Origin of the sequence: Flavobacterium sp. (assembly GCF_004295795.1) — a bacterium.
Classification (GTDB): Bacteria; Bacteroidota; Bacteroidia; order Flavobacteriales; family Flavobacteriaceae; genus Flavobacterium.
The window spans coordinates 1-17,780 of the sequence record NZ_SEBR01000006.1 but is presented as its reverse complement, the minus strand read 5'-3'; the positions used below and the strand labels follow the sequence as shown (position 1 = coordinate 17,780).

Sequence of the window (17,780 nt, the reverse complement as noted above, 5' to 3'; positions counted from 1 at the left end):
GTGGGGTAAATTTGGGTTTCAACACTATTTAAATCAGAAAACGAATTTGATATGAAAACTACTTTTACGTTAAGGAAGTTCTTTCTTCCCGCTTTTATCGCCATTTCTAGTATTGGCTACAGTCAGTATTGTACGCCGGATCCGCTCAATTGCTCAGTGGATGACGAGATCCAGAACGTAACCTTTGCGGGCATCAACAACAACAGCGGTTGCGGCAACGATGACGGTTATTCCGATTTTACTGCCACAGCTGCAGGAAATGTCGTGACAGGACAAACTTACACGCTTACTGTAACTGTAGGCGAGGGTCAAGGTGAAGTCGTAGCTGCTTACATCGATTTCAATGCCAACAACAGTTTTGAGGAATCAGAACTTATTTATGTAGGAGCGACTCCAGGTGGAACTGTTTCGACCACAGTACTTATCCCTGAAAGTGCAGTAACGGGTGCAACTCGAATGAGAGTCCGTAATGCCTTCAACGGATTCGAGGATCCGGAAGAAACACTTTACACCGATTGGGGCGACGGCGCTTGTATCGACGTAAGTATCGGTTTTGGTGAAACTGAAGACTATACGCTGAACATCACTGCGGGAACGCAATGTTCGGGAACTCCGGATATAGGGGCGGCTACGGCTAGCGTCACATCGGTTTGCGGCGGAACGGACTTTACGGTTTCGGCCGTGGTGTCTGGAACGGCAATCGGATTCTCTTACCAGCTTCAAGCTTCCACCGATGGAGGAACGACCTGGACAAACACAGGAACTGCCAATTCAACTGGAACTTTCACGGTGAGCCAGTCGGTTGCGACTTCTTACCAGGTAATCGCGACTTGTGTTGCAAGTAACCAAACGGACACTTCTGCTTCCGTTGCCGTTGCCCAAAACGGGATTGCAGATTGCTATTGTACGCCAACAGCGACGAATCCTTTGAATTGTGAGGATGGCGACATCATGACAAACGTTACTTTCGGCGCTTTGAACAACACTACGACATGCGGAGAGAACGGTTACACGAATTATTCGGCTGCGTTTGACGCGGTCGAGCTTACAGCTGGCCAAACTTACCCGATCTCTGTTGCAGTCGGACCTTCTGGAGACGGTTGGTTGGATGAATCAGTAGGAGTTTGGATCGACTACAACCAAGATGGTTCTTTCGATGCAGATGAATTTACTTACGTAGGAACAGGATTGGCTGAAACGCTTACGGGAAATATCGTGATTCCTGAAACTGCTTTGGACGGAAACACTCGTATGCGTGTGCTTGTATCTGCTACTACGGCAGCAGCTTTCAACACGACTTATGCTTGTAGCCCGCTTACACCAACCAACAACTACGGTGAAATCGAGGATTATGTGGTGAACATCACAAATGATCTGGCGACTGGCCAATTCAACAACGGTTTGGTTGGAATGTACCCGAATCCGGCTCAGGATGTGGTGAATTTCACGGTCAAAAACGGTGTTTCGCTTCAGTCTGCCGAAATCTACAACATCACCGGACAAGTCGTTGGAAAAGCGTCTTTCACTTCTGCTGCAGAAGGGAAAATGAACATCAGCGCTTTGTCTGCAGGAGTTTATATTGTTAAACTTACTACTGATCAAGGTTCGGTGAGCCAGCGACTGGTCAAAAAATAAATTTCTTTTTAGTTTTTTGGAGAAAACCGCTTCTGGATACAGGAGCGGTTTTTTTTTGGCTTTATCTGGGAGCGAAGTTTGCAACTTCGCGATTGGCGTTCCCGAGTCTGTGACTCGCAAAAAACTCAGGCACTCAGGCATTTGCACTCACGCACTCAAAAAAATGTTAACGTTATGTCAGAAAGTTCGTTATGCACTACTTAAAATCCTAACTTTAAGTAAACAACAACAAGTCTATTATGAGAAAATTTCTGCTTATCGCAATGTTGTCGGCCAGTGGCCTTGCACATTGCCAAACCGAAGAAGAACTGTGCCGCCAAGCCCAAACGGCAATGACCGACAACAATTATCCAGAAGCCATAAAAGCGGCCGGTAGGGCATTGACCAAAAATCCTGAGGCGCCTTGCAGAAGGACGCGTATCGATGCCGCCTTAAAAGCGGAACCTTCGTCGGCTTATTACCTGATGGCGATTTCAGACATCGACCATCTGATGGATAAAGGGGACAAATCTGAAAACACCGTGAGAATGTGGGCCGAGGCAGAAACCGGATTGGCAAAACTACATTTCGAGAACAAAAATTTCCCCGAGGCGGCCAAGCATTACCAAAAAGCAAAAGATGCTTACACCAAAGCGAAAGGCATGTCGAACAGCTCGAGTTACGACAGTCAGATCGCCAATGCTGACAACCAGATCAAGCAGGCCAATGCTCAAAAGAAGTAAGAAGCAGTCTTGATAATTTCTTTAAAATGAGCCATTTGTTTTGAAGGTACTTTTTTTCTGCCTATATTGAGACAAGTTTTTTCCAAAAGACAAGTTTGATCCTAACTATTTCGTGAATTATTCACCTCGATAGTTAATTAATCTAATCTTGTTTTTATGAAAAAACTTTTCTTGTTTTTGTCGGCTTCGGCCCTTTTCTTCGGATGTTCCCAAGATTCCGATCAGAACTCGGTTTCCAAAAAATCCGAAACCAAAGATTCTGACAGTACGAGCCGCGGGCCGGGTAACCCTTGCGTTCAATTCTACACTTATGCGATGAATTATGCGGGTCCTGGAGCGGCAGCCTTCACATGGGATACGAGCGATGCCGTTTATTGCGCTACTACGACGGTTACTTTGGAAGTCATTCCGTTCCACAATTGCACGGTTTCTCCTCCAACGATGCCTCAAACGCAGGTCAACTATGCGATCCCTAATTTTTTCAGCTCTGCTACTGGAAGTGTCAGCATCACGTCACTGGGATTGAACGCCAAAAAATGTTTCAAGTGGCGATTGGTAATCACCGGGAATTGTGAAAATAACGCAAGCTGCAATACGACTACGGCTTGGGCATATTACACCTTTTGATTTTTTCGCATACCGAATTACACAACCGGCTCCGGCCGGTTTTTTATTGTTAACAAACTGCCATTCCCGTTGCCGGCTCACGCAAAAGCGCCTAACTTTAAGTAAACACCAAAATATGCGATTAGTTGACAAAGCGGCTTTCATAACCGGAGCCGATTCGGGAATAGGACAGGCGATAGCGATAGCATTTGCGTCAGAAGGCGCTGATGTGGCAATCTGCTATCGGTCGGATAAAAAAGGAGCCGATGAAACTGCATCGATCGTGAAAAAGCTCGGTCGGAAGTGTCTCGTGCTCAAAGTCGATGTCACCAAAGAAAAGCTTGTCGAATCTGCTTTGGACAAAACCCTCAAACACTTCGGGAAACTTGACATCCTCGTGAACAACGCGGCCGTCAACGGATCGAACATTCCACTGCACGAAATGCCGACAAAGGTTTTCAAAACGACGATAGAAACGAATCTGTACGGTGTTTTTTATGCCTGCCGATGGTTTTCGAAAAACGTCGCCGAACTTGGAAATCGCGGTAAAATCATCAACATCTCGTCAATCCACGAAGACATTGCAGTTGCCGGCAATTCAGACTACAACGCTTCGAAAGGCGCGGTCAGGATGCTCATGCGCACGCTGGCTCTGGAACTCGCTCCAAAAGGCGTGACGGTAAACAACATCGGGCCTGGAATGATCCTAACGCCGATGAACCAGCAGGCGATGGACAACAAATCCATTCGGGACGAAATGGCGCAAAACATTCCGATGCACCGTCCGGGCGAACCTCAGGAAGTGGCCAAACTCGCGGTTTTCCTGGCTTCGGTCGAGGGCGATTACGTTACCGGAAGCACGTATTTCATCGATGGCGGTTTGATGATCAATTCGGGTCAGGGCGCTTGAGTTTGGTGGCGGTTGCAGGAGTAGTTGCAGTTGCAGTTGCAGTTGCAGCTGCAGTTGCAGAAGCAGTTGCAGAAGCAGTTGCAGTTGCAGAAGCAGAGCCCAAGGGCAAAAACTAGTATTGTGGCAGTCATTCACACAAGGAAATTGCTGCTAAAATTGGAAACGTATCATCGCAAATCTTGAATAATGAATAATGAATAATGAGTAAGGAATAAGGAATAACGAATGACGAACAACAAATAACGAATATTGAAGTTTTATGCCAGAAGGTCCAACTTTGAAAATAGTACACGAAGAAACCGCGCATTTCGAAGGCCATAAGGTTTTGGAAGCCACGGGAAATACCAAAATCGACATCGATCGCACGGTAGGGAAAAAGGTGATTTCGCTAAAGACCTGGGGAAAACATTTCCTCATTTCATTCGACGATTTCTACATTCGCGTACATTTTTTGATGTTCGGAAGTTACTCGGTAGACGAAACGCGAAAGGCCAAAATCAGACTCGGTTTCCGGTTTTCGAACGGCACTTTGAACTTTTACGCCTCGAACATCAAGCTCGTCGAGGGAAAAGTTGCCGACGACTACGATTTCACGTCAGACGTGATGAATCCGAAATGGAGCGAACCCAAAGCCAGAAAGAAACTGCTTGAGATTCCGCACGAGCTCATTTGCGACACCTTACTTGAGCAGGACATTTTCGCGGGCGTCGGAAACATCATCAAAACCGAAGTCCTGTATCGCGCAAGAATCCATCCGGAATCGGAAACTGGCAAGATCCCATCGGCCAAAAAAAAGAAAATGTTCGAGGAAGTCGTGGGTTATCCGAAGGAATTCCTAAAGTACAAAAAAGAGGGAAATCGTGCGTTGAATAAGCATTGGCAGGCCTATTCCCAGAAGACATGCGAGCGTTGCGACTTGCCGATGCACAAAAAGGAAACGGGTAAAAAACATCGGCGCAGTTTCTTTTGTACGAATTGCCAGATTAAGTATTGATTTCCGGATTCGGTTTTTTTGAACCATTAAGTTCATTAAGGGCATTAAGGTTTTTCTGCAATAGTTTCCGATAGTTTTTTGAACCATTAAGTTCATTTAGGACATTGAGGTTTTTCTGAAATAATTTCCGATAGTTTTTTGAACCATTAAGTTTATTAAGGACATTGAGGTTTTTCTGAGATGAATTTCGGATAGTTTTTTGAACCATTAAGTTCATTTAGGACATTGAGGTTTTTCTGAAATAATTTTGGATAGTTTTTTGAACCATTAAGTTCATTTAGGACATTGAGGTTTTTCTGCAATAGTTTCCGATAGTTTTTTGAACCATTAAGTTCATTAAGGGCAGTAAGGTTTTTCTGAGATGAATTTTGGATAGTTTTTTGAACCATTAAGTTCGTTAAGGGCATTAAGGTTTTTCTGCAATAGTTTCCGATAGTTTTTTGAACCATTAAGTTCATTAAGGGCATTAAGGTTTTTCTGAAAAATAATTTCCGATAGTTTTTTGAACCATTACGTTCATTAAGGGCATTAAGGTTTTTCTGAGATGAATTTCCGATAGTTTTTTGAACCATTAAGTTTATTAAGGACATTGAGGTTTTTCTGAGATGAATTTCGGATAGTTTTTTTGAACCATTAAGTTCATTAAGGGCATTAAGGTTTTTCTGGGATGAATTTCGGATAGTTTTTTGAACCATTTAGTTCATTTAGGACATTGAGGTTTTTCCGGGATGAATTTCCAGTGGTCTTTTGAAGCATGAAGTTTACTAAGGACAGTAAAGTTTTGCAGTAGGGATTTCCGTGAAAAAGACTAAAATAGTCAACATCGCCCTTGAACGTACCGCTTGACTTCCTTAACGTTTTTTAGCGGTTCAAAACTTCCACAAACGACTTTCGGTTCAGCGTCTTAATGTCCTTAATGCTCTTAATGGTTCATTTTTTTATATGAATGTGTCAGAAGTGAACAGGAATTTGGTTCCGATTGCTATCGGGATGGGATTTGAGTTTTGGAATTTGAGATCAACGGTTTGGAATTTGACATCCGAGCCATTACATTTACGCCATGAAACGTCCAAAAAACCTCAAAAAAGGAGATACGGTCTATCTTGTCAACATTGCGCGAAAAGGCGTTTACGACACGGCGTTCGTCACTAAAACTTTCGCCGATTGGGGTTTGGAAACAATAATAGGAGAAACGATTTCAGAAGGAAGTTTTTGCCAATTTTCGGCCAGTTCACAAGTGCGGCTGCGCGATTTCCAGACGGCTTTGGACGACGATGAAGTAAAGGCGATCTTCTTTCTTCGCGGCGGTTACGGAACGGTCCAGATTCTCGACAAACTCGATTTTTCCAAATTTGTCCAAAACCCGAAATGGCTCGTCGGATTCAGCGATATCACTTATCTGCATTCACACATAAACCGAAATTTCGGCATTGAGACGATTCATGCGACAATGCTTTTCGGATTCGCGACGGCCGGACAAAAAGATCTCGAAAGTTTGCGGAATATCTTGTTCGACGCAACCCGCGATTTTGAATTCGAACAACTTGAAAACCACAAATTGTCTGAAGTGGAAGGCGAGTTGATCGGAGGAAACCTATCGATCCTGCACACGGTAATCGGAACGGAATCCGACATAAAAACAGACGGAAAAATCCTGTTCATCGAGGACGTTTTCGAAAATCTGATGAGTATCGAACGCATGCTTTACGCGATGAAACGCTCGGGAAAATTCGACAGGCTCAAAGCCCTTTTGGTGGGCGATTTCATCATTCCGATAAAAGACAACGAAACAAGCAACTGCATGGTCGCCGAATTTCCGCAACCGGACGAAAACACGATCCAGTCCGCGTTTCGATCAATGGTGCTCAACTTCTTTTCCGAATATGATTTCCCGATCGTCTTCGGCCTACCCATCGGACACAAACCCGATCGCAATATCGCATTGCATTTCGGACGCCAAGCCAGACTCGAGATGTCAAAAACAGCACTTCGAATCACATATACCTGATTTTCAGGCGTAAAAAAAGCCGCCCACAAAGGCAGCCTTTAACAATTACAGGTACTTGGATATCTTAGATAACGGTAACGTTTACTGCGCTTGGTCCTCTTTTTCCCTGTTGTACTTCGTAAGTAACTTTGTCGTTCTCACGAACACGGCCATTCAATCCTGTAACGTGTACGAACAGGTCAGCACCGCCATCTCTTGGGGTGATGAATCCGAAACCTTTGGTCTCGTTGAAAAATTTGATGGTTCCTTCGTTCATTTTAAATGAAAATAAAGTGATTAAAGTTCAAAGATAAAATTTAATACAAAGTTTCCTAAATTTTTTTTTCGGATTTATTCCATTATTTTATTGGGTCGGAAATGACTGCAATCATGACCCCGAAATTGCCGTCGCCATCAACGCGATCTCCTGATGGAATGTAGGCGCGCGATACAAAGCCATCGAGATACAAAGCGTTCGCGCAACCCGCATCTTTGAAGAATCTGGCGAAGTCGTAGAAGTTTATCGGTTCCTCCGAAATCGCGAAAAGCACATTTCCGTTGGCCAAAATCCCGACGCCGTTCCGGATGTTGACATTTTTGGAACCTTCGCTGAATGCCGGATGGATTTTTCCGTCAACCACAAGCATCGGACCCGATTGCGTGGCATAGTTGACCTTGTCGGATGCGACAAATTTAGAGGTTTCGCGAACGTGGGCTTTTGCGTCGGAAGTGATGTAAAAAACGCCATTCGGTTTCAGGTAAAAATTCCCGGAAGCGTTTGAGACATCGAGTTTGGCCAGCGTTTTTCCGTTTTCGATATACAATCCCTGAGGCGAAAAATCCTTTTGGAACATGCCGCCGTTCATGATGCAAAGCGGCGTTTTACCTCTGGACTCGAGCTGTTTTTTGACCTTTGAAATCGAGTTGAAACGGTTGCCTTTCGCGTCTTTCCAAAAAAGCTGGATTTTTGTTTTGGACAGGTTTGCGGTGAAGGATGAGATCTTGGTTTGCGGCTTTTCGGAACTACAAAGCACAAACGCGGCAATGGCGGCAATCAGGAATTTGTTCATCAGTCGGGAATTAGCGAGAAAGATACGGGAGTTTGGAATGATTTCGAAACCAAACCTTTTTCTTCGAGAAAATGGCGCCAATCGCCCGACCTTTCGCGAATCGAACAGCCGTAAATACCACTGGAATTGCAAAGTTTTTTCGGATATCCCAAAGTAGTGGCGAACTTGATTTCCAAAAGTTTGACAATCATATAAACTGCTGACGTTTTGGTAGCGCCGCCCACAAATTCAGTCTGTGAATCGTACTTCAGGATGTCGTACATTTTTGCGAAGTCGAGTTCGCCATCCGTTTTACGGGAAATCCCGATTTCGTCGAGATAGTACTCGTACAACTCGTTTTGAGACATCGACCTGTAATTTTCCAAAAACCGTTTAGCGACGCCAGGTTGAGAAAAATCGATTGGATCGAACCCGAAATCGCGGTCCAGAAACTCATATCGGTCTTGTTCCCGGTCGAATTTGTAATTGGTCGCAATTTCAAACAGTTGTTCCATTTGATCGTAATTCCCGAGACTTAGCACTTTCTGAACATCAGATTCCAGATAGCGATTTCCAACCGAATCCTTGATTACTTTGCGATACAGTCCGACAAGATCGACTACAATCGTATCGCGGTTGTCCTCGCCCCATTTTTTTTCGACTTCAAAATAGATCGGGAGTCGCATTTCCAAAAGCGCTTTTTTGCGCGATTCCTCGATTTGTACATCCTGCGTCTTCAACTCTTTCAGCGTTTTGGCAATATTTCCATCGGCATGACGAAACTTCAGCAAGTAATTGCGACAGCTTCCGCTTATCTGAAATCTTTTGAACAACTCGGCTTTTTTGAGATACAATGCCAATTCCTGCTGGTTTTCCACCACTTCGTTCCAGTGTCGCGAATAAAATTTGTCGAGAATCCGTGAAACCGAAACCATCGAATCGAACGAATATAGACGAATCAGGAAATGGTATTCAAAAGCAGAAATTTCCGCCAAAGTCAACGAATTGATGAGATCGTCTTCAAGTTGCCGAGTCTGCCTTGCGTCCATTTTCGTCTCCAGTTTTCGACAAGACAGCAAATGCGATCGCGAAAGGTTGAGCGAGATTTGGTTCGCTTGACAATACGAAGTCAAAATGGACAATTGCTTCAAAAATCGGAACGGAAACAGCGGCAAAACATAATTCGCACGACTTACGCTGCTTATGGCCTCAAATTCGTTGCACAACGCGGCCACTTTCGCGGTATCGGATTGTGTTAAGATTGTAAAGGCTTCGAGCGCGTCTTTGTCGTTTCCCGAAAACAATTGATCAAAAAGTTCCCGTTCGCGATCGTTCTTTTCCATCGGTAAATCTTTCGTGGCGAATCTGTTTTCGGACGCGTTCCAGTAGAATTTTCGATAATTCCGGACGAAGAAAATATACAGGTTCAATTTCGATTCCGTGTAGAAATCCTCGTCGCTGTGAAAGTTGAGTTTGCCGACGTGATCCTTGACGCCAACGATCGTTCCGGCAAGATGTTGCAGGCGTTGCACGATCTCTTTTTCATCGTAGGAGCTGTTGCGTCTATACCGTTTTCGCAACAATTCGCTAGCGATTTCCGTGAGCAGTTTCGGATCTTTCGCGTCCCAAAGTTTTCGCTGACGCGGATTTTCGAGCCATTCGGAATTTTGGGCAAAAAGCGAATCCAAAAGCTTCCTACGCGCTTTCGTGAGTTCGCGCAATCCAAAAACGACCTCGCGCTTTTCGAAAGGCGTGATGTAAAATGCCTGAATTTCTGGGTCGTATTTTATCGATTTGGCGTTGGCTTTGAGAAAATCCTCAAATTTTTTGGAAGTCAACGAAGTGTCAAGTTTGATTTCTGCCTCGGTAAAAAAAGAACTTTCGGCAATCTTTCGCCTGGCTACGACATCTTGTCGCGTCTGAAGTAAGTGATAGCCAAGATTGTCCTCGATTTCCATTTTGCTGTCGAGATAATCGGAAATCTCGTGCAAAGCCTTGAAATCGCCCGCGATTAGGCGTTCGTCAAGTTTATCCATCGGACTTTCCCATTGTCCAAATGCGTACGAGGCCAAAACAAAAAACAGTGCAGTGTAAAAGTATTTCACATTTGTCGGGATTTAATCTTTTAAATTCGCTGGTGACAAAACAGTCTAATGGAAAACGGTTTAATCGCGAGTGTATTGTGTCTTTTCGCGACGTTCGGATACACACAAACCATCGGAAAATAATCCAAAACGACCCATATTTCTCCCCAAAATAGAGGTTTTGGCGGAAAACTTTATTTGGACAGAAGGTCCGGTTTGGGTTAGCGGCGGACATTTTTTGCTGTTTTCAGATCCTCGGCAGAACGCGATTTTCCTGTGGAAGAAAAGCAAAGGGCTCAAGCCATCGGGTTACACGGGCCACGGATTCTATTCGGACGAACCCGGTTCGAATGGATTGCTTATCAACCAAAACGGCGAACTCGTGACCTGACCTTGGGAAAGTGATCCCTTTCAGTTCTTGCTGTATTTGTTGCGATATTCGACAGGCGTCAAACCCGTAATTTTCTTGAAAACGTCGCGAAAAGACTTGGTATCGGTGTATCCGACATCATACATGACCTCATTTACATTCTTCATTGAAGCTTCGAAATTGCGTTTTGCCGACTCGATGCGAACGCGTTGGACGTACTCGTTCACGGTATTGTTCGTCGCGCTTTTGAACCTTCGCTCGAAACTGCGTCGGCTCACGTTTACGTTGTCGGCCAAGACATCGATCGTGATCTTTTCGACAAAATTGTCCTCGATGAATTGCTGCGCTTTGAGGATTTCCGGATCGCGATGGTCTTTTTGGGCGCGGAAAATCGTGAAAGCATTCTGGTTGTCGCGGTCAATGTCGATCGCGAAATATTTGGCGGACAAAATCGCGATGTCGCGGCCGGTGTGCTTTTCGAGCAGATACAAAAGCATGTTCCAGATAGAATTCGCGCCTCCGCTTGAGTAGATTCGTCCTTCGTCTGTGATGATCGCGCCGTCGACTATTTCCACTTTCGGGAACCGCTTTCGGAATTCGTCGTAATAAGCCCAATGTGTCGAACAACGTTTGCCGTCGATCAGTCCGGTTTCAGCCAACAGGAATGCGCCAAGGCAAAGCGAAACGACTTCGGCTCCGTTTTCGTGCATCCCGACAATCCAGGGAATGGCGCTTCTGTTTTGGTCGATGGCATTCGGCAAATCTCCGTAAAGCGCCGGAATGACGACCATATCGGTTTTTTTCACGTCGCTGAGCAACTTCGAAGTCGTAATCAGATATTCGCCATCCTGCGCCTTGATGTGGCGTTCCAGCCCGACGAATTCCACCTCGAACGCACGGTCTTTTCCCATGGCTTCGAGAAATTGGTTGGCCGTGTTGAACAATCTGTAAGCCGGCGTCACGGCTTCCATGACGGCGCTTTGGGGAACATAAACCGAGATTTTTTTCATCGCAGGCAAAGTTGGTTTTGCACAAATGTAGACAAAGAACTGTCACGAATGCCCCGCGACTTAGCCGTTATTCCATATCGCAACGCATTTCGTGATTTCGGAAATTTGTATCCTAAGCGAATTGGCATGAAGTTGTATCCGATGGTCTCGTTTCATGGAAATTGCCGCCAGGCGTTCGAATTCTATCGCGACTGTTTTGGCGGAAGCACGCATTTCGAGGGATTGCCGAATGCGGTCGGATTGGGTTTGCCGTGCAGCTTGCGAAAACTCGTCGTGCGCGCCAGACTCGATTGCGAACACTTCACGCTTTACGGATCCGATTTGGGCGCGAACACGATAAACGGGCGGATTTCGCTTGTAATCGAAGATTTGTCTGAGGCTCCTTTTTTGCAAATTTTCGCAAAGTTGTCGGCCGAAGCCAAATCGGCATCAAATCCAGACAATCTTAAAATCGGACAATTTGCATCGGTAACCGACAAATTCGGCGTCGAATGGCTGTTTCATCCGAACGCATAAAAAAAGCGCCCAATCGCGGACGCTTTCTGTATTTTGAAACTGGTTTTTACCAAACGTAACTTCCAACCGCACCTCCGGGAAGCGTCGTGGCTACCCATTTGCTGTTGTATTTGATGTTGAAAGTGATCGCATTGCCCGAATCGTTTTCCACGACAAGCACTTTTTTTCCGGCCGGCGTCCGGAAAGCGACAGTGTTGAGCCCGGCAGAGTTCGTGCTCGTGATGCGTTGCGAGCCCGTCGGAACAAACTTGGAAACGTGTCCGATGATGTAAAATGCGACGTTTTTCGAGTAATTCGAGGATGAACCGACCGTTATCGCGCCTTTGCAACTTGTACAGCCGCCATTTGTGTGCGGTCCATAAGCCGAATTTGTAGCGAGATTCCATTCCAGCGCATTCTTACTCCAGTTGCGCATGGAACCTATGATTACGTTCTTGAGGTGCCATTTGAGATCGCCTCCGAAATTTCCGTCAGATGCCGTGTATTGCTCCGTAAAATAAATATTGCGGTCGGGATGCGCATTGTGGACGTTGCTGATGGCACTGATGTCGCCCGCGTAAAGGTGAAACGCCGATCCGTCGACGAAAGACTTGGTCGTGGCATCGTTCAAAATCGTCAGCGGATAAGCTGTATTGTCGCAGTTGTGGTCGTAAACGATGATTTTGGAAATGATTCCGGCCGTTTGGAATTTCGGGCCGAGGTGACTTTTTATGAAAGTGTTCTGTTCGGCGGCAGACATCTCCATACTCGGATTGTTTCCACCGTGAAGCGGTTCGTTTTGAGGCGTGACGGCATCGATCGTGATTCCCGCGGCTTGCATCTGTTGGATATATTTCACGAAATAATCGGCGTAGACACTGTAATATTCGGGCGCCAGATGCGATCCAACGAAAGTCGGTTGGGCTTTCATCCATACTGGTGCAGACCAAGGTGTGGCCAAAATCTTGATGTTCGGATTGATCGCGAGGATTTCCGTGAGAAGCGAAATTACGGCATTGTCAGGAGCAAGGCTGAATTCCGACAAGTCCGGATCTGTCTGTCCGCTCGGCAAATCGTTGTAGGTGTAAGGCGCGGCACTCAAATCTGTGGCTCCGATCCCGATTCGTAGATAACTCACGCCAATTCCGGTTTCGGACGAAAAAAGTTCCTGTAAAAGTTGTTGTTTGACCGATGCCGACAGCGAATTGATCACTTGCGCGCTTCCGCTGGTCAATGTGTATCCGAAACCATCGATCGACTGGAAACCGGTGTCGCCAACATCGATGTTCGGATTCGAATTGGTCACTGTCCCAAAGCCCAAAACCGTATTTTGTTTGGTCAGTAAAACCGTTTGGTCGCCTTTGGTAAGCCAAAAATCGACCTCGTTCACGCCGGGTTCGGTTGGGTTCGTGGGTTCGGTCGGATTCGTCGGGTTCGGATCGGGATCGCTGTCCGAACTGCTCGAACAAGCCGTCGACATCGACAACGCAATTGCCAATGCGCCCAAAATAAAGTGTTTTTTCATAGTTTTTTTGAGGTTGTAACTGACTAATGTAGCGCTTTTGGAAGGTTCCGCCTGTCAGGTTTCGTTACTTTAACGAATGTTTACGTGAAGTTGGCTCAGGTTTATTTGGCGGAATTTGCTTGTTTCGTATTTCATGTTTCGCGATATGGTCTGAACCTTCATTTAACTTTTTTTGCGGAAAATCTGTAATCGCGGTGTGTTCGACTTCCTTACTTTTCTAAGCCTGTCAGGGTTATAAACCCTGTCACCGTTTTAAACAGTGACAGGGTAATTTGTGGTGAGAAAATACAATTTTGGTTTAAGTAAATCGCGTAAACACCTGTGAATCAATTAAAAAAAAACAAGATCTCAGTCAGCACTCAAAAATTCATCCTCCAGTTGAACAATAGCCCGTTTTTTACCACTCAGATAAGCCAAAGCCTGCGAATTTCCAAGCCCTTTGTAGTAATAAAAAAGGTAATATCCATAGACCGTGTCGATTTTTCTTTCGTCAGATTCATTGTTGTCAGCGACTTCTCCCGGCTGTTTCGGAAGTGCGACATCATTGGTATTCAGCACGAAATTGATGCGTTTTTTGAAATTTTGAGATTCGGCCAACAGTTCGACGGCGGCTTGATAGTCGTCGGTTCGCTTCAGAAATTCTTTGCCAATTTTTGACATTTTGTCGTTTTCAAAAAATATACCGGAAGACTTCTGAGCAATCTGTTTCTCGATCGTTTCCAGATATGAGACGTAATATTTCGTCAAACTATCGTATTTCCTGGCTTTTTCCGATAGATTTTTACCCGCAAGTTTCGTCTCGATATTCTGGTCCAGATACGCGATATAACGCTCATTATCCTTTATCAGGACTTCATAAGTCACCTCGACCTCATATTTGGATTTGGCCTTGTCGGAGTTGCACGAAAGCAACAGCAGCGAAAAAATGAAAACTAAGAATTTCATGGAAAGTTCTATTTAGCTTCCAATTATATAGTTTTCTCTTCAGGCCGATTTCAGAAATACGGGACAAAGGTGAATCAACCACGGACAAGGCTTGCGTGCAAGAAAGCTTTCGCTCCCGAATCGGTTTGAACGTGCAACCAATCTTTCGTCTGACCTAAAAGCGTCACGGTCTGGCCCGAAACGAGTTCGCCCACTTTTTCGAATTCCTTCGACGGCCCTTGCCTTAGTATCGCTTTCTGCATTTTTACGACGGCGACGTTTTTGGAGAAATTCCGCGGAAATGACTTTTGCGAAACAGATGCCGTGCGATAAATGAAAGGCAAAGGATTCACGGCTCCGTAACCGCTGTAAATCCCGAAATGCAAGTGATGCGCGCCGCCTTTCGCGTTTCCGGTATTGCCGACAAAACCCAAGGTGTCGCCGGCCTTGACAGAATTCCCGCTTTCGACCGCAATTTCGTCCAAATGCGCGTAATAGACCGATTTTCCGAAAATCCCGGTGCGCAGCCAAACCTGTTTTCCGCCAATTCCGTGATCTCCGGTGCGCGAGACGAATCCGTCCGAGACCGCTACGACAGGCGTTCCTTTTTTGGCGAAGATATCGACGCCTTCGTGGCTGCGTTTTCCGCCGTCGCGATCTTGTCCCCAAAAACTTTGGATGGCCGAATTTCCTTTTCCGGCCACGGGAAATCCGTAAAGCGGTTTTTTGTTCAGACTCAGGAAAAAGTTGCCGCTCACGCCAGTTTCGGGTTGCACGATAACTTTGAAGATGCCCGAATTCTCGCCCGCGGCCTCAAGTTTGTTTTGGCCCATTTCGCTTTTCCCGACAGAATGATATCCGCCCGAATCAAGTTCAAGAATCTCAATGAACACGCGTTGATTCGGATTTTCCTGAACGACTTCGACCGACAGCATTTCGCCTTCCTGAAGTCCGACGTTGTAGGTGTAGACGAGATTTTCCAAAGGATTGAAGGTCCCTTTTTCGCCATAAGGCAAAGTCACGGACAAATTTTCGGTCAACGCCGAATCATAGGCCAATTCCCAGTCTGACTTGACGTGCTTGCTCTCTATTTCACGCGAATATTGTTTCCTCGCATCAGGTTTCACGATGTTTTCGGCAAATTTTGGAATTCCCGAACAGGCATAAATGGCGATCACGACAAATGCTGCGATCGCGATGTAGTTGAGTTGGTTCTTTTTCACGACGCGTCAATTTGCAGGAATTGTGCCACTTTTGATCCATATAGTGGAACGAAAACAGATTAACGGATTTTTGTGAGTTGTTGTATTTTTGGATTTTATATCCGAAAATGGAAAAGATCAAAGTCGTAAAAGGCGACATCACAAAAGTCGAAACGGACGCTATCGTGAATGCGGCTAATTCGTCGCTGCTTGGCGGAGGCGGCGTCGACGGAGCGATCCACAGCGCCGGCGGCCCGCAAATTCTCGAAGACTGCAGAAAGATCGTCTCGCGCCAAGGCGGATGCAAAACGGGTGAAGCAGTAATTACGACAGCCGGGAATTTGCCCGCGAAATTCGTGATCCACACTGTCGGACCGGTCTGGAATGGCGGCAAGGGAAATCCGTCAGAAAAACTCGCAAACTGCTACCGCAATTCATTGGCGTTGGCGGTAGAAAACGACTGCAAATCGATCGCTTTTCCCAACATCAGCACGGGAATTTATGGTTATCCAAAACCCGATGCGGCAAAAGTCGCCGTGCAAGCCGTGCGCGAATTCCTATCCAAAAACCGAAGTGAAATCGAGGTGACTTTCGTTTGTTTTGACGACGGGAATAAGGCTGTGGTCGAACGGGAACTGAGTTTAGGAAATAGAGATTAAGATGCCGATATGGTCGCTCCATAGGAAATCTTCGTTCCAAATTTCAACGCCGATATTTTTGCCTAAAACCATTTTGCGGCTGATGAAAATATGGTCGACGTTTCTCGGAATTTCTTTCGTGGGAATTTCAAGATCGAGCTTTTCGCAAATGTCGAGGAAATCATTTCTGGCCATTTTACTCGGATAGGCGTGCCCCGAAAGCATGGTGTTGAAATCGCCTGCGATGCAAATGTTCGCGCCCGGAGCGAATTTTTTCCAATCTGATGACTGGTTTTCGAAATCAGACTTGAATCGCTGGCCAATTCCTCCAAAAATGCCCGTGATGCAACCGTAAACGATCAATTCACCCACAGGCGTTTTGAGTTTTGCGCAAACGGTAGTGAAGTTGTCGCAGGTTTCGATTTTTTCCGCAATCTCGAATTTCGTCCAGATCGTCGTTCGGTTTTCGCCTTCCGAATAGTCGATTCCGTCTGTTTTTTCGCCAAGTTTTTCAGAAGTGATACTGTTGAAGTCGCTTCCCGGATTTATTGCGGAATTGGTTTCCGTCAGAATCAGGATGTCGGCGTCAAGCGAACGGAGTTTTTCCAAAATCGGACGGATTCTTTTTTGGTTCAACTTTGGGCGCTCGAGATTCCAGACGGCTATTTTCATTGATGTACGGTTTTTGCCATAAATCTCCGCAATCTTGACTCAAAATTAAAGTTTATTTACAGTGACTACAACAACTCTCACGCATCGCAAAAAATTACTGAACTTCCTTAACTATCTCAATGGTTTAAAAATTTCCCGCGAAGGATTTCCAGTTCAGCGAAAGATGAAGCATCTTAATGTTCTTAATGTTCTTAATGTCCTTAATGGTTCAAAAAAATGAAGGTCTGTCGATTTCTGCAAATCTGACAATCTGTAAATCCGTAAATCTGAAATTTCAACAATCAAAAATACTTCGCAAAAAAATAAACCATTAATGACATTAAGTTCATTAAGCGTTGCGTTTTTGGCCCGATTACACAAACCTGGTTAATTTGGCTGCTCAATTTTTTCAGCCGCGAATTGGCGAATTTCTTTTGTGGTCCGCCCCATGATTTTTCGCCACGGAAACACGGATTCATAAACCGAAACGCGCCACCAGCTAAACTTCCTTAACTATCTCAATGGTTTAAAAATTTCCCGCGAAGGATTTCCAGTTCAGCGAAAGATGAAGCATCTTAATGTTCTTAATGTTCTTAATGTTCTTAATGTCCTTAATGGTTCAAAAAATGAAGGTCTGTCGATTTCTGCAAATCTGACAATCTGTAAATCCGTAAACCTGAAATTTTACCAATTAAAAATACTTCGCAAAAAAATAAACCATTAAGGGCATTAAGTTCATTAAGCGTTGCGTTTTTAGACCGATTATACGAACCTGGTTAATTTGGTTGCTCACTTTTTCAGCCGCGAGTTGACGAATTCCTTCTTGCGGTCGCCCGATGATTTTTCGCCACGGAAACAGGGATTCATAAACCGAAACGCGCCTCCAGCTGAACTTCCTTAACTATCTCAATGGTTTAAAAATTTCCCGCGAAGGATTTCCAGTTCAGCGAAAGATGAAGCATCTTAATGTTCTTAATG

18 protein-coding genes are annotated in these 17,780 nt (G+C 45.2%); 9 read left to right on the top strand and 9 right to left on the bottom strand.

Going from position 1 to position 17,780, the window contains the following annotated elements:
• Nucleotides 1-51: 51 nt before the first annotated feature.
• The 5 genes from EOO49_RS06685 (at nucleotide 52) to EOO49_RS06665 (ending at nucleotide 4,867) form a co-directional block, all read left to right on the top strand.
• A complete protein-coding gene (locus EOO49_RS06685) occupies nucleotides 52-1,635 on the top strand; it encodes a T9SS type A sorting domain-containing protein (RefSeq protein ID WP_290843985.1) in 1,584 nt (527 codons plus the stop codon).
• 239 nt (nucleotides 1,636-1,874) lie between these two features.
• Nucleotides 1,875-2,357 carry a tetratricopeptide repeat protein gene (locus tag EOO49_RS06680; RefSeq protein WP_290843984.1) on the top strand — a complete coding sequence of 161 codons (483 nt, stop codon included), beginning with the start codon at nucleotides 1,875-1,877 and terminating at the stop codon, nucleotides 2,355-2,357.
• 156 nt (nucleotides 2,358-2,513) lie between these two features.
• Nucleotides 2,514-2,984 carry a hypothetical protein gene (locus tag EOO49_RS06675; protein ID WP_290843983.1) on the top strand — a complete coding sequence of 157 codons (471 nt, stop codon included), beginning with the start codon at nucleotides 2,514-2,516 and terminating at the stop codon, nucleotides 2,982-2,984.
• Nucleotides 2,985-3,099: 115 nt separating this feature from the next.
• Nucleotides 3,100-3,873 carry an SDR family oxidoreductase gene (locus EOO49_RS06670; protein WP_290843982.1) on the top strand — a complete coding sequence of 258 codons (774 nt, stop codon included), beginning with the start codon at nucleotides 3,100-3,102 and terminating at the stop codon, nucleotides 3,871-3,873.
• Nucleotides 3,874-4,132: 259 nt separating this feature from the next.
• Nucleotides 4,133-4,867, top strand: a complete 735-nt coding sequence (locus EOO49_RS06665; RefSeq protein ID WP_290843981.1) for a DNA-formamidopyrimidine glycosylase family protein — start codon at nucleotides 4,133-4,135, stop codon at nucleotides 4,865-4,867.
• A 155-nt stretch (nucleotides 4,868-5,022) separates the two neighbouring features.
• On the opposite strand, the gene EOO49_RS06660 is transcribed toward EOO49_RS06665, so the two are convergent.
• The gene (locus EOO49_RS06660) at nucleotides 5,023-5,562 is read right to left on the bottom strand and encodes a hypothetical protein (protein ID WP_290843980.1); all 540 of its coding nucleotides are present in this window, start codon (nucleotides 5,560-5,562) and stop codon (nucleotides 5,023-5,025) included.
• A gap of 365 nt (nucleotides 5,563-5,927) precedes the next feature.
• Here EOO49_RS06660 and EOO49_RS06655 point away from each other — a divergent pair, with 365 nt between their 5' ends.
• Nucleotides 5,928-6,875 carry an LD-carboxypeptidase gene (locus EOO49_RS06655; RefSeq protein WP_290843979.1) on the top strand — a complete coding sequence of 316 codons (948 nt, stop codon included), beginning with the start codon at nucleotides 5,928-5,930 and terminating at the stop codon, nucleotides 6,873-6,875.
• A 64-nt stretch (nucleotides 6,876-6,939) separates the two neighbouring features.
• On the opposite strand, the gene EOO49_RS06650 is transcribed toward EOO49_RS06655, so the two are convergent.
• The 3 genes from EOO49_RS06650 to EOO49_RS06640 form a co-directional block, all read right to left on the bottom strand.
• Complete coding sequence (locus EOO49_RS06650) at nucleotides 6,940-7,131, bottom strand: cold-shock protein (protein WP_191018835.1); 192 nt, start codon at nucleotides 7,129-7,131, stop codon at nucleotides 6,940-6,942.
• A gap of 82 nt (nucleotides 7,132-7,213) precedes the next feature.
• The gene (locus EOO49_RS06645) at nucleotides 7,214-7,924 is read right to left on the bottom strand and encodes a phosphodiester glycosidase family protein (protein WP_290843978.1); all 711 of its coding nucleotides are present in this window, start codon (nucleotides 7,922-7,924) and stop codon (nucleotides 7,214-7,216) included.
• Nucleotides 7,924-10,008 (bottom strand): hypothetical protein, encoded by a 2,085-nt coding sequence (locus EOO49_RS06640; protein WP_290843977.1) that lies wholly within the window; start codon nucleotides 10,006-10,008, stop codon nucleotides 7,924-7,926. Before EOO49_RS06640 ends, EOO49_RS06645 begins: the two co-directional genes overlap by 1 nt.
• A 160-nt stretch (nucleotides 10,009-10,168) precedes the next feature.
• Here EOO49_RS06640 and EOO49_RS06635 point away from each other — a divergent pair, with 160 nt between their 5' ends.
• Complete coding sequence (locus tag EOO49_RS06635) at nucleotides 10,169-10,378, top strand: hypothetical protein (protein WP_290843975.1); 210 nt, start codon at nucleotides 10,169-10,171, stop codon at nucleotides 10,376-10,378.
• 20 nt (nucleotides 10,379-10,398) lie between these two features.
• On the opposite strand, the gene EOO49_RS06630 is transcribed toward EOO49_RS06635, so the two are convergent.
• Nucleotides 10,399-11,367 (bottom strand): helix-turn-helix domain-containing protein, encoded by a 969-nt coding sequence (locus tag EOO49_RS06630; RefSeq protein ID WP_290843973.1) that lies wholly within the window; start codon nucleotides 11,365-11,367, stop codon nucleotides 10,399-10,401.
• 126 nt (nucleotides 11,368-11,493) lie between these two features.
• Between EOO49_RS06630 and EOO49_RS06625 the strand changes: the two genes are divergently transcribed.
• The gene (locus tag EOO49_RS06625; RefSeq protein WP_290843971.1) at nucleotides 11,494-11,883 is read left to right on the top strand and encodes a hypothetical protein; all 390 of its coding nucleotides are present in this window, start codon (nucleotides 11,494-11,496) and stop codon (nucleotides 11,881-11,883) included.
• 46 nt (nucleotides 11,884-11,929) lie between these two features.
• On the opposite strand, the gene EOO49_RS06620 is transcribed toward EOO49_RS06625, so the two are convergent.
• From EOO49_RS06620 to EOO49_RS06610, 3 genes are all read right to left on the bottom strand, one after another.
• Nucleotides 11,930-13,387 (bottom strand): glycoside hydrolase family 30 beta sandwich domain-containing protein, encoded by a 1,458-nt coding sequence (locus tag EOO49_RS06620; RefSeq protein WP_290843969.1) that lies wholly within the window; start codon nucleotides 13,385-13,387, stop codon nucleotides 11,930-11,932.
• Nucleotides 13,388-13,735: 348 nt separating this feature from the next.
• Nucleotides 13,736-14,332 (bottom strand): hypothetical protein, encoded by a 597-nt coding sequence (locus tag EOO49_RS06615; protein WP_290843967.1) that lies wholly within the window; start codon nucleotides 14,330-14,332, stop codon nucleotides 13,736-13,738.
• Between the two features lie 74 nt (nucleotides 14,333-14,406).
• Nucleotides 14,407-15,534, bottom strand: a complete 1,128-nt coding sequence (locus tag EOO49_RS06610; protein ID WP_290843965.1) for a M23 family metallopeptidase — start codon at nucleotides 15,532-15,534, stop codon at nucleotides 14,407-14,409.
• Between the two features lie 107 nt (nucleotides 15,535-15,641).
• Here EOO49_RS06610 and EOO49_RS06605 point away from each other — a divergent pair, with 107 nt between their 5' ends.
• Entirely contained in the window at nucleotides 15,642-16,172 is a 531-nt protein-coding gene (locus EOO49_RS06605; protein ID WP_290843963.1) for an O-acetyl-ADP-ribose deacetylase, read from the top strand.
• On the opposite strand, the gene EOO49_RS06600 is transcribed toward EOO49_RS06605, so the two are convergent.
• Nucleotides 16,155-16,823 carry an endonuclease/exonuclease/phosphatase family protein gene (locus EOO49_RS06600; protein WP_290843961.1) on the bottom strand — a complete coding sequence of 223 codons (669 nt, stop codon included), beginning with the start codon at nucleotides 16,821-16,823 and terminating at the stop codon, nucleotides 16,155-16,157. The genes EOO49_RS06605 and EOO49_RS06600 overlap by 18 nt on opposite strands.
• Between the last annotated feature and the right edge of the window lie 957 nt (nucleotides 16,824-17,780).

Excerpts from the sequence above, each read along its gene's own strand:
- EOO49_RS06660 (WP_290843980.1), bottom strand. The coding sequence starts at position 5,562 with ATGGTTCAAAAAACTATCCGAAATTCATCCCAGAAAAACCTTAATGCC.
- EOO49_RS06630 (WP_290843973.1), bottom strand. The coding sequence starts at position 11,367 with ATGAAAAAAATCTCGGTTTATGTTCCCCAAAGCGCCGTCATGGAAGCC.
- EOO49_RS06680 (WP_290843984.1), top strand. The coding sequence starts at position 1,875 with ATGAGAAAATTTCTGCTTATCGCAATGTTGTCGGCCAGTGGCCTTGCA.
- EOO49_RS06620 (WP_290843969.1), bottom strand. The coding sequence starts at position 13,387 with ATGAAAAAACACTTTATTTTGGGCGCATTGGCAATTGCGTTGTCGATG.
- EOO49_RS06685 (WP_290843985.1), top strand. The coding sequence starts at position 52 with ATGAAAACTACTTTTACGTTAAGGAAGTTCTTTCTTCCCGCTTTTATC.
- EOO49_RS06625 (WP_290843971.1), top strand. The coding sequence starts at position 11,494 with ATGAAGTTGTATCCGATGGTCTCGTTTCATGGAAATTGCCGCCAGGCG.
- EOO49_RS06615 (WP_290843967.1), bottom strand. The coding sequence starts at position 14,332 with ATGAAATTCTTAGTTTTCATTTTTTCGCTGCTGTTGCTTTCGTGCAAC.
- EOO49_RS06605 (WP_290843963.1), top strand. The coding sequence starts at position 15,642 with ATGGAAAAGATCAAAGTCGTAAAAGGCGACATCACAAAAGTCGAAACG.
- EOO49_RS06645 (WP_290843978.1), bottom strand. The coding sequence starts at position 7,924 with ATGAACAAATTCCTGATTGCCGCCATTGCCGCGTTTGTGCTTTGTAGT.
- EOO49_RS06655 (WP_290843979.1), top strand. The coding sequence starts at position 5,928 with ATGAAACGTCCAAAAAACCTCAAAAAAGGAGATACGGTCTATCTTGTC.
- EOO49_RS06675 (WP_290843983.1), top strand. The coding sequence starts at position 2,514 with ATGAAAAAACTTTTCTTGTTTTTGTCGGCTTCGGCCCTTTTCTTCGGA.
- EOO49_RS06650 (WP_191018835.1), bottom strand. The coding sequence starts at position 7,131 with ATGAACGAAGGAACCATCAAATTTTTCAACGAGACCAAAGGTTTCGGA.
- EOO49_RS06600 (WP_290843961.1), bottom strand. The coding sequence starts at position 16,823 with ATGAAAATAGCCGTCTGGAATCTCGAGCGCCCAAAGTTGAACCAAAAA.
- EOO49_RS06665 (WP_290843981.1), top strand. The coding sequence starts at position 4,133 with ATGCCAGAAGGTCCAACTTTGAAAATAGTACACGAAGAAACCGCGCAT.
- EOO49_RS06670 (WP_290843982.1), top strand. The coding sequence starts at position 3,100 with ATGCGATTAGTTGACAAAGCGGCTTTCATAACCGGAGCCGATTCGGGA.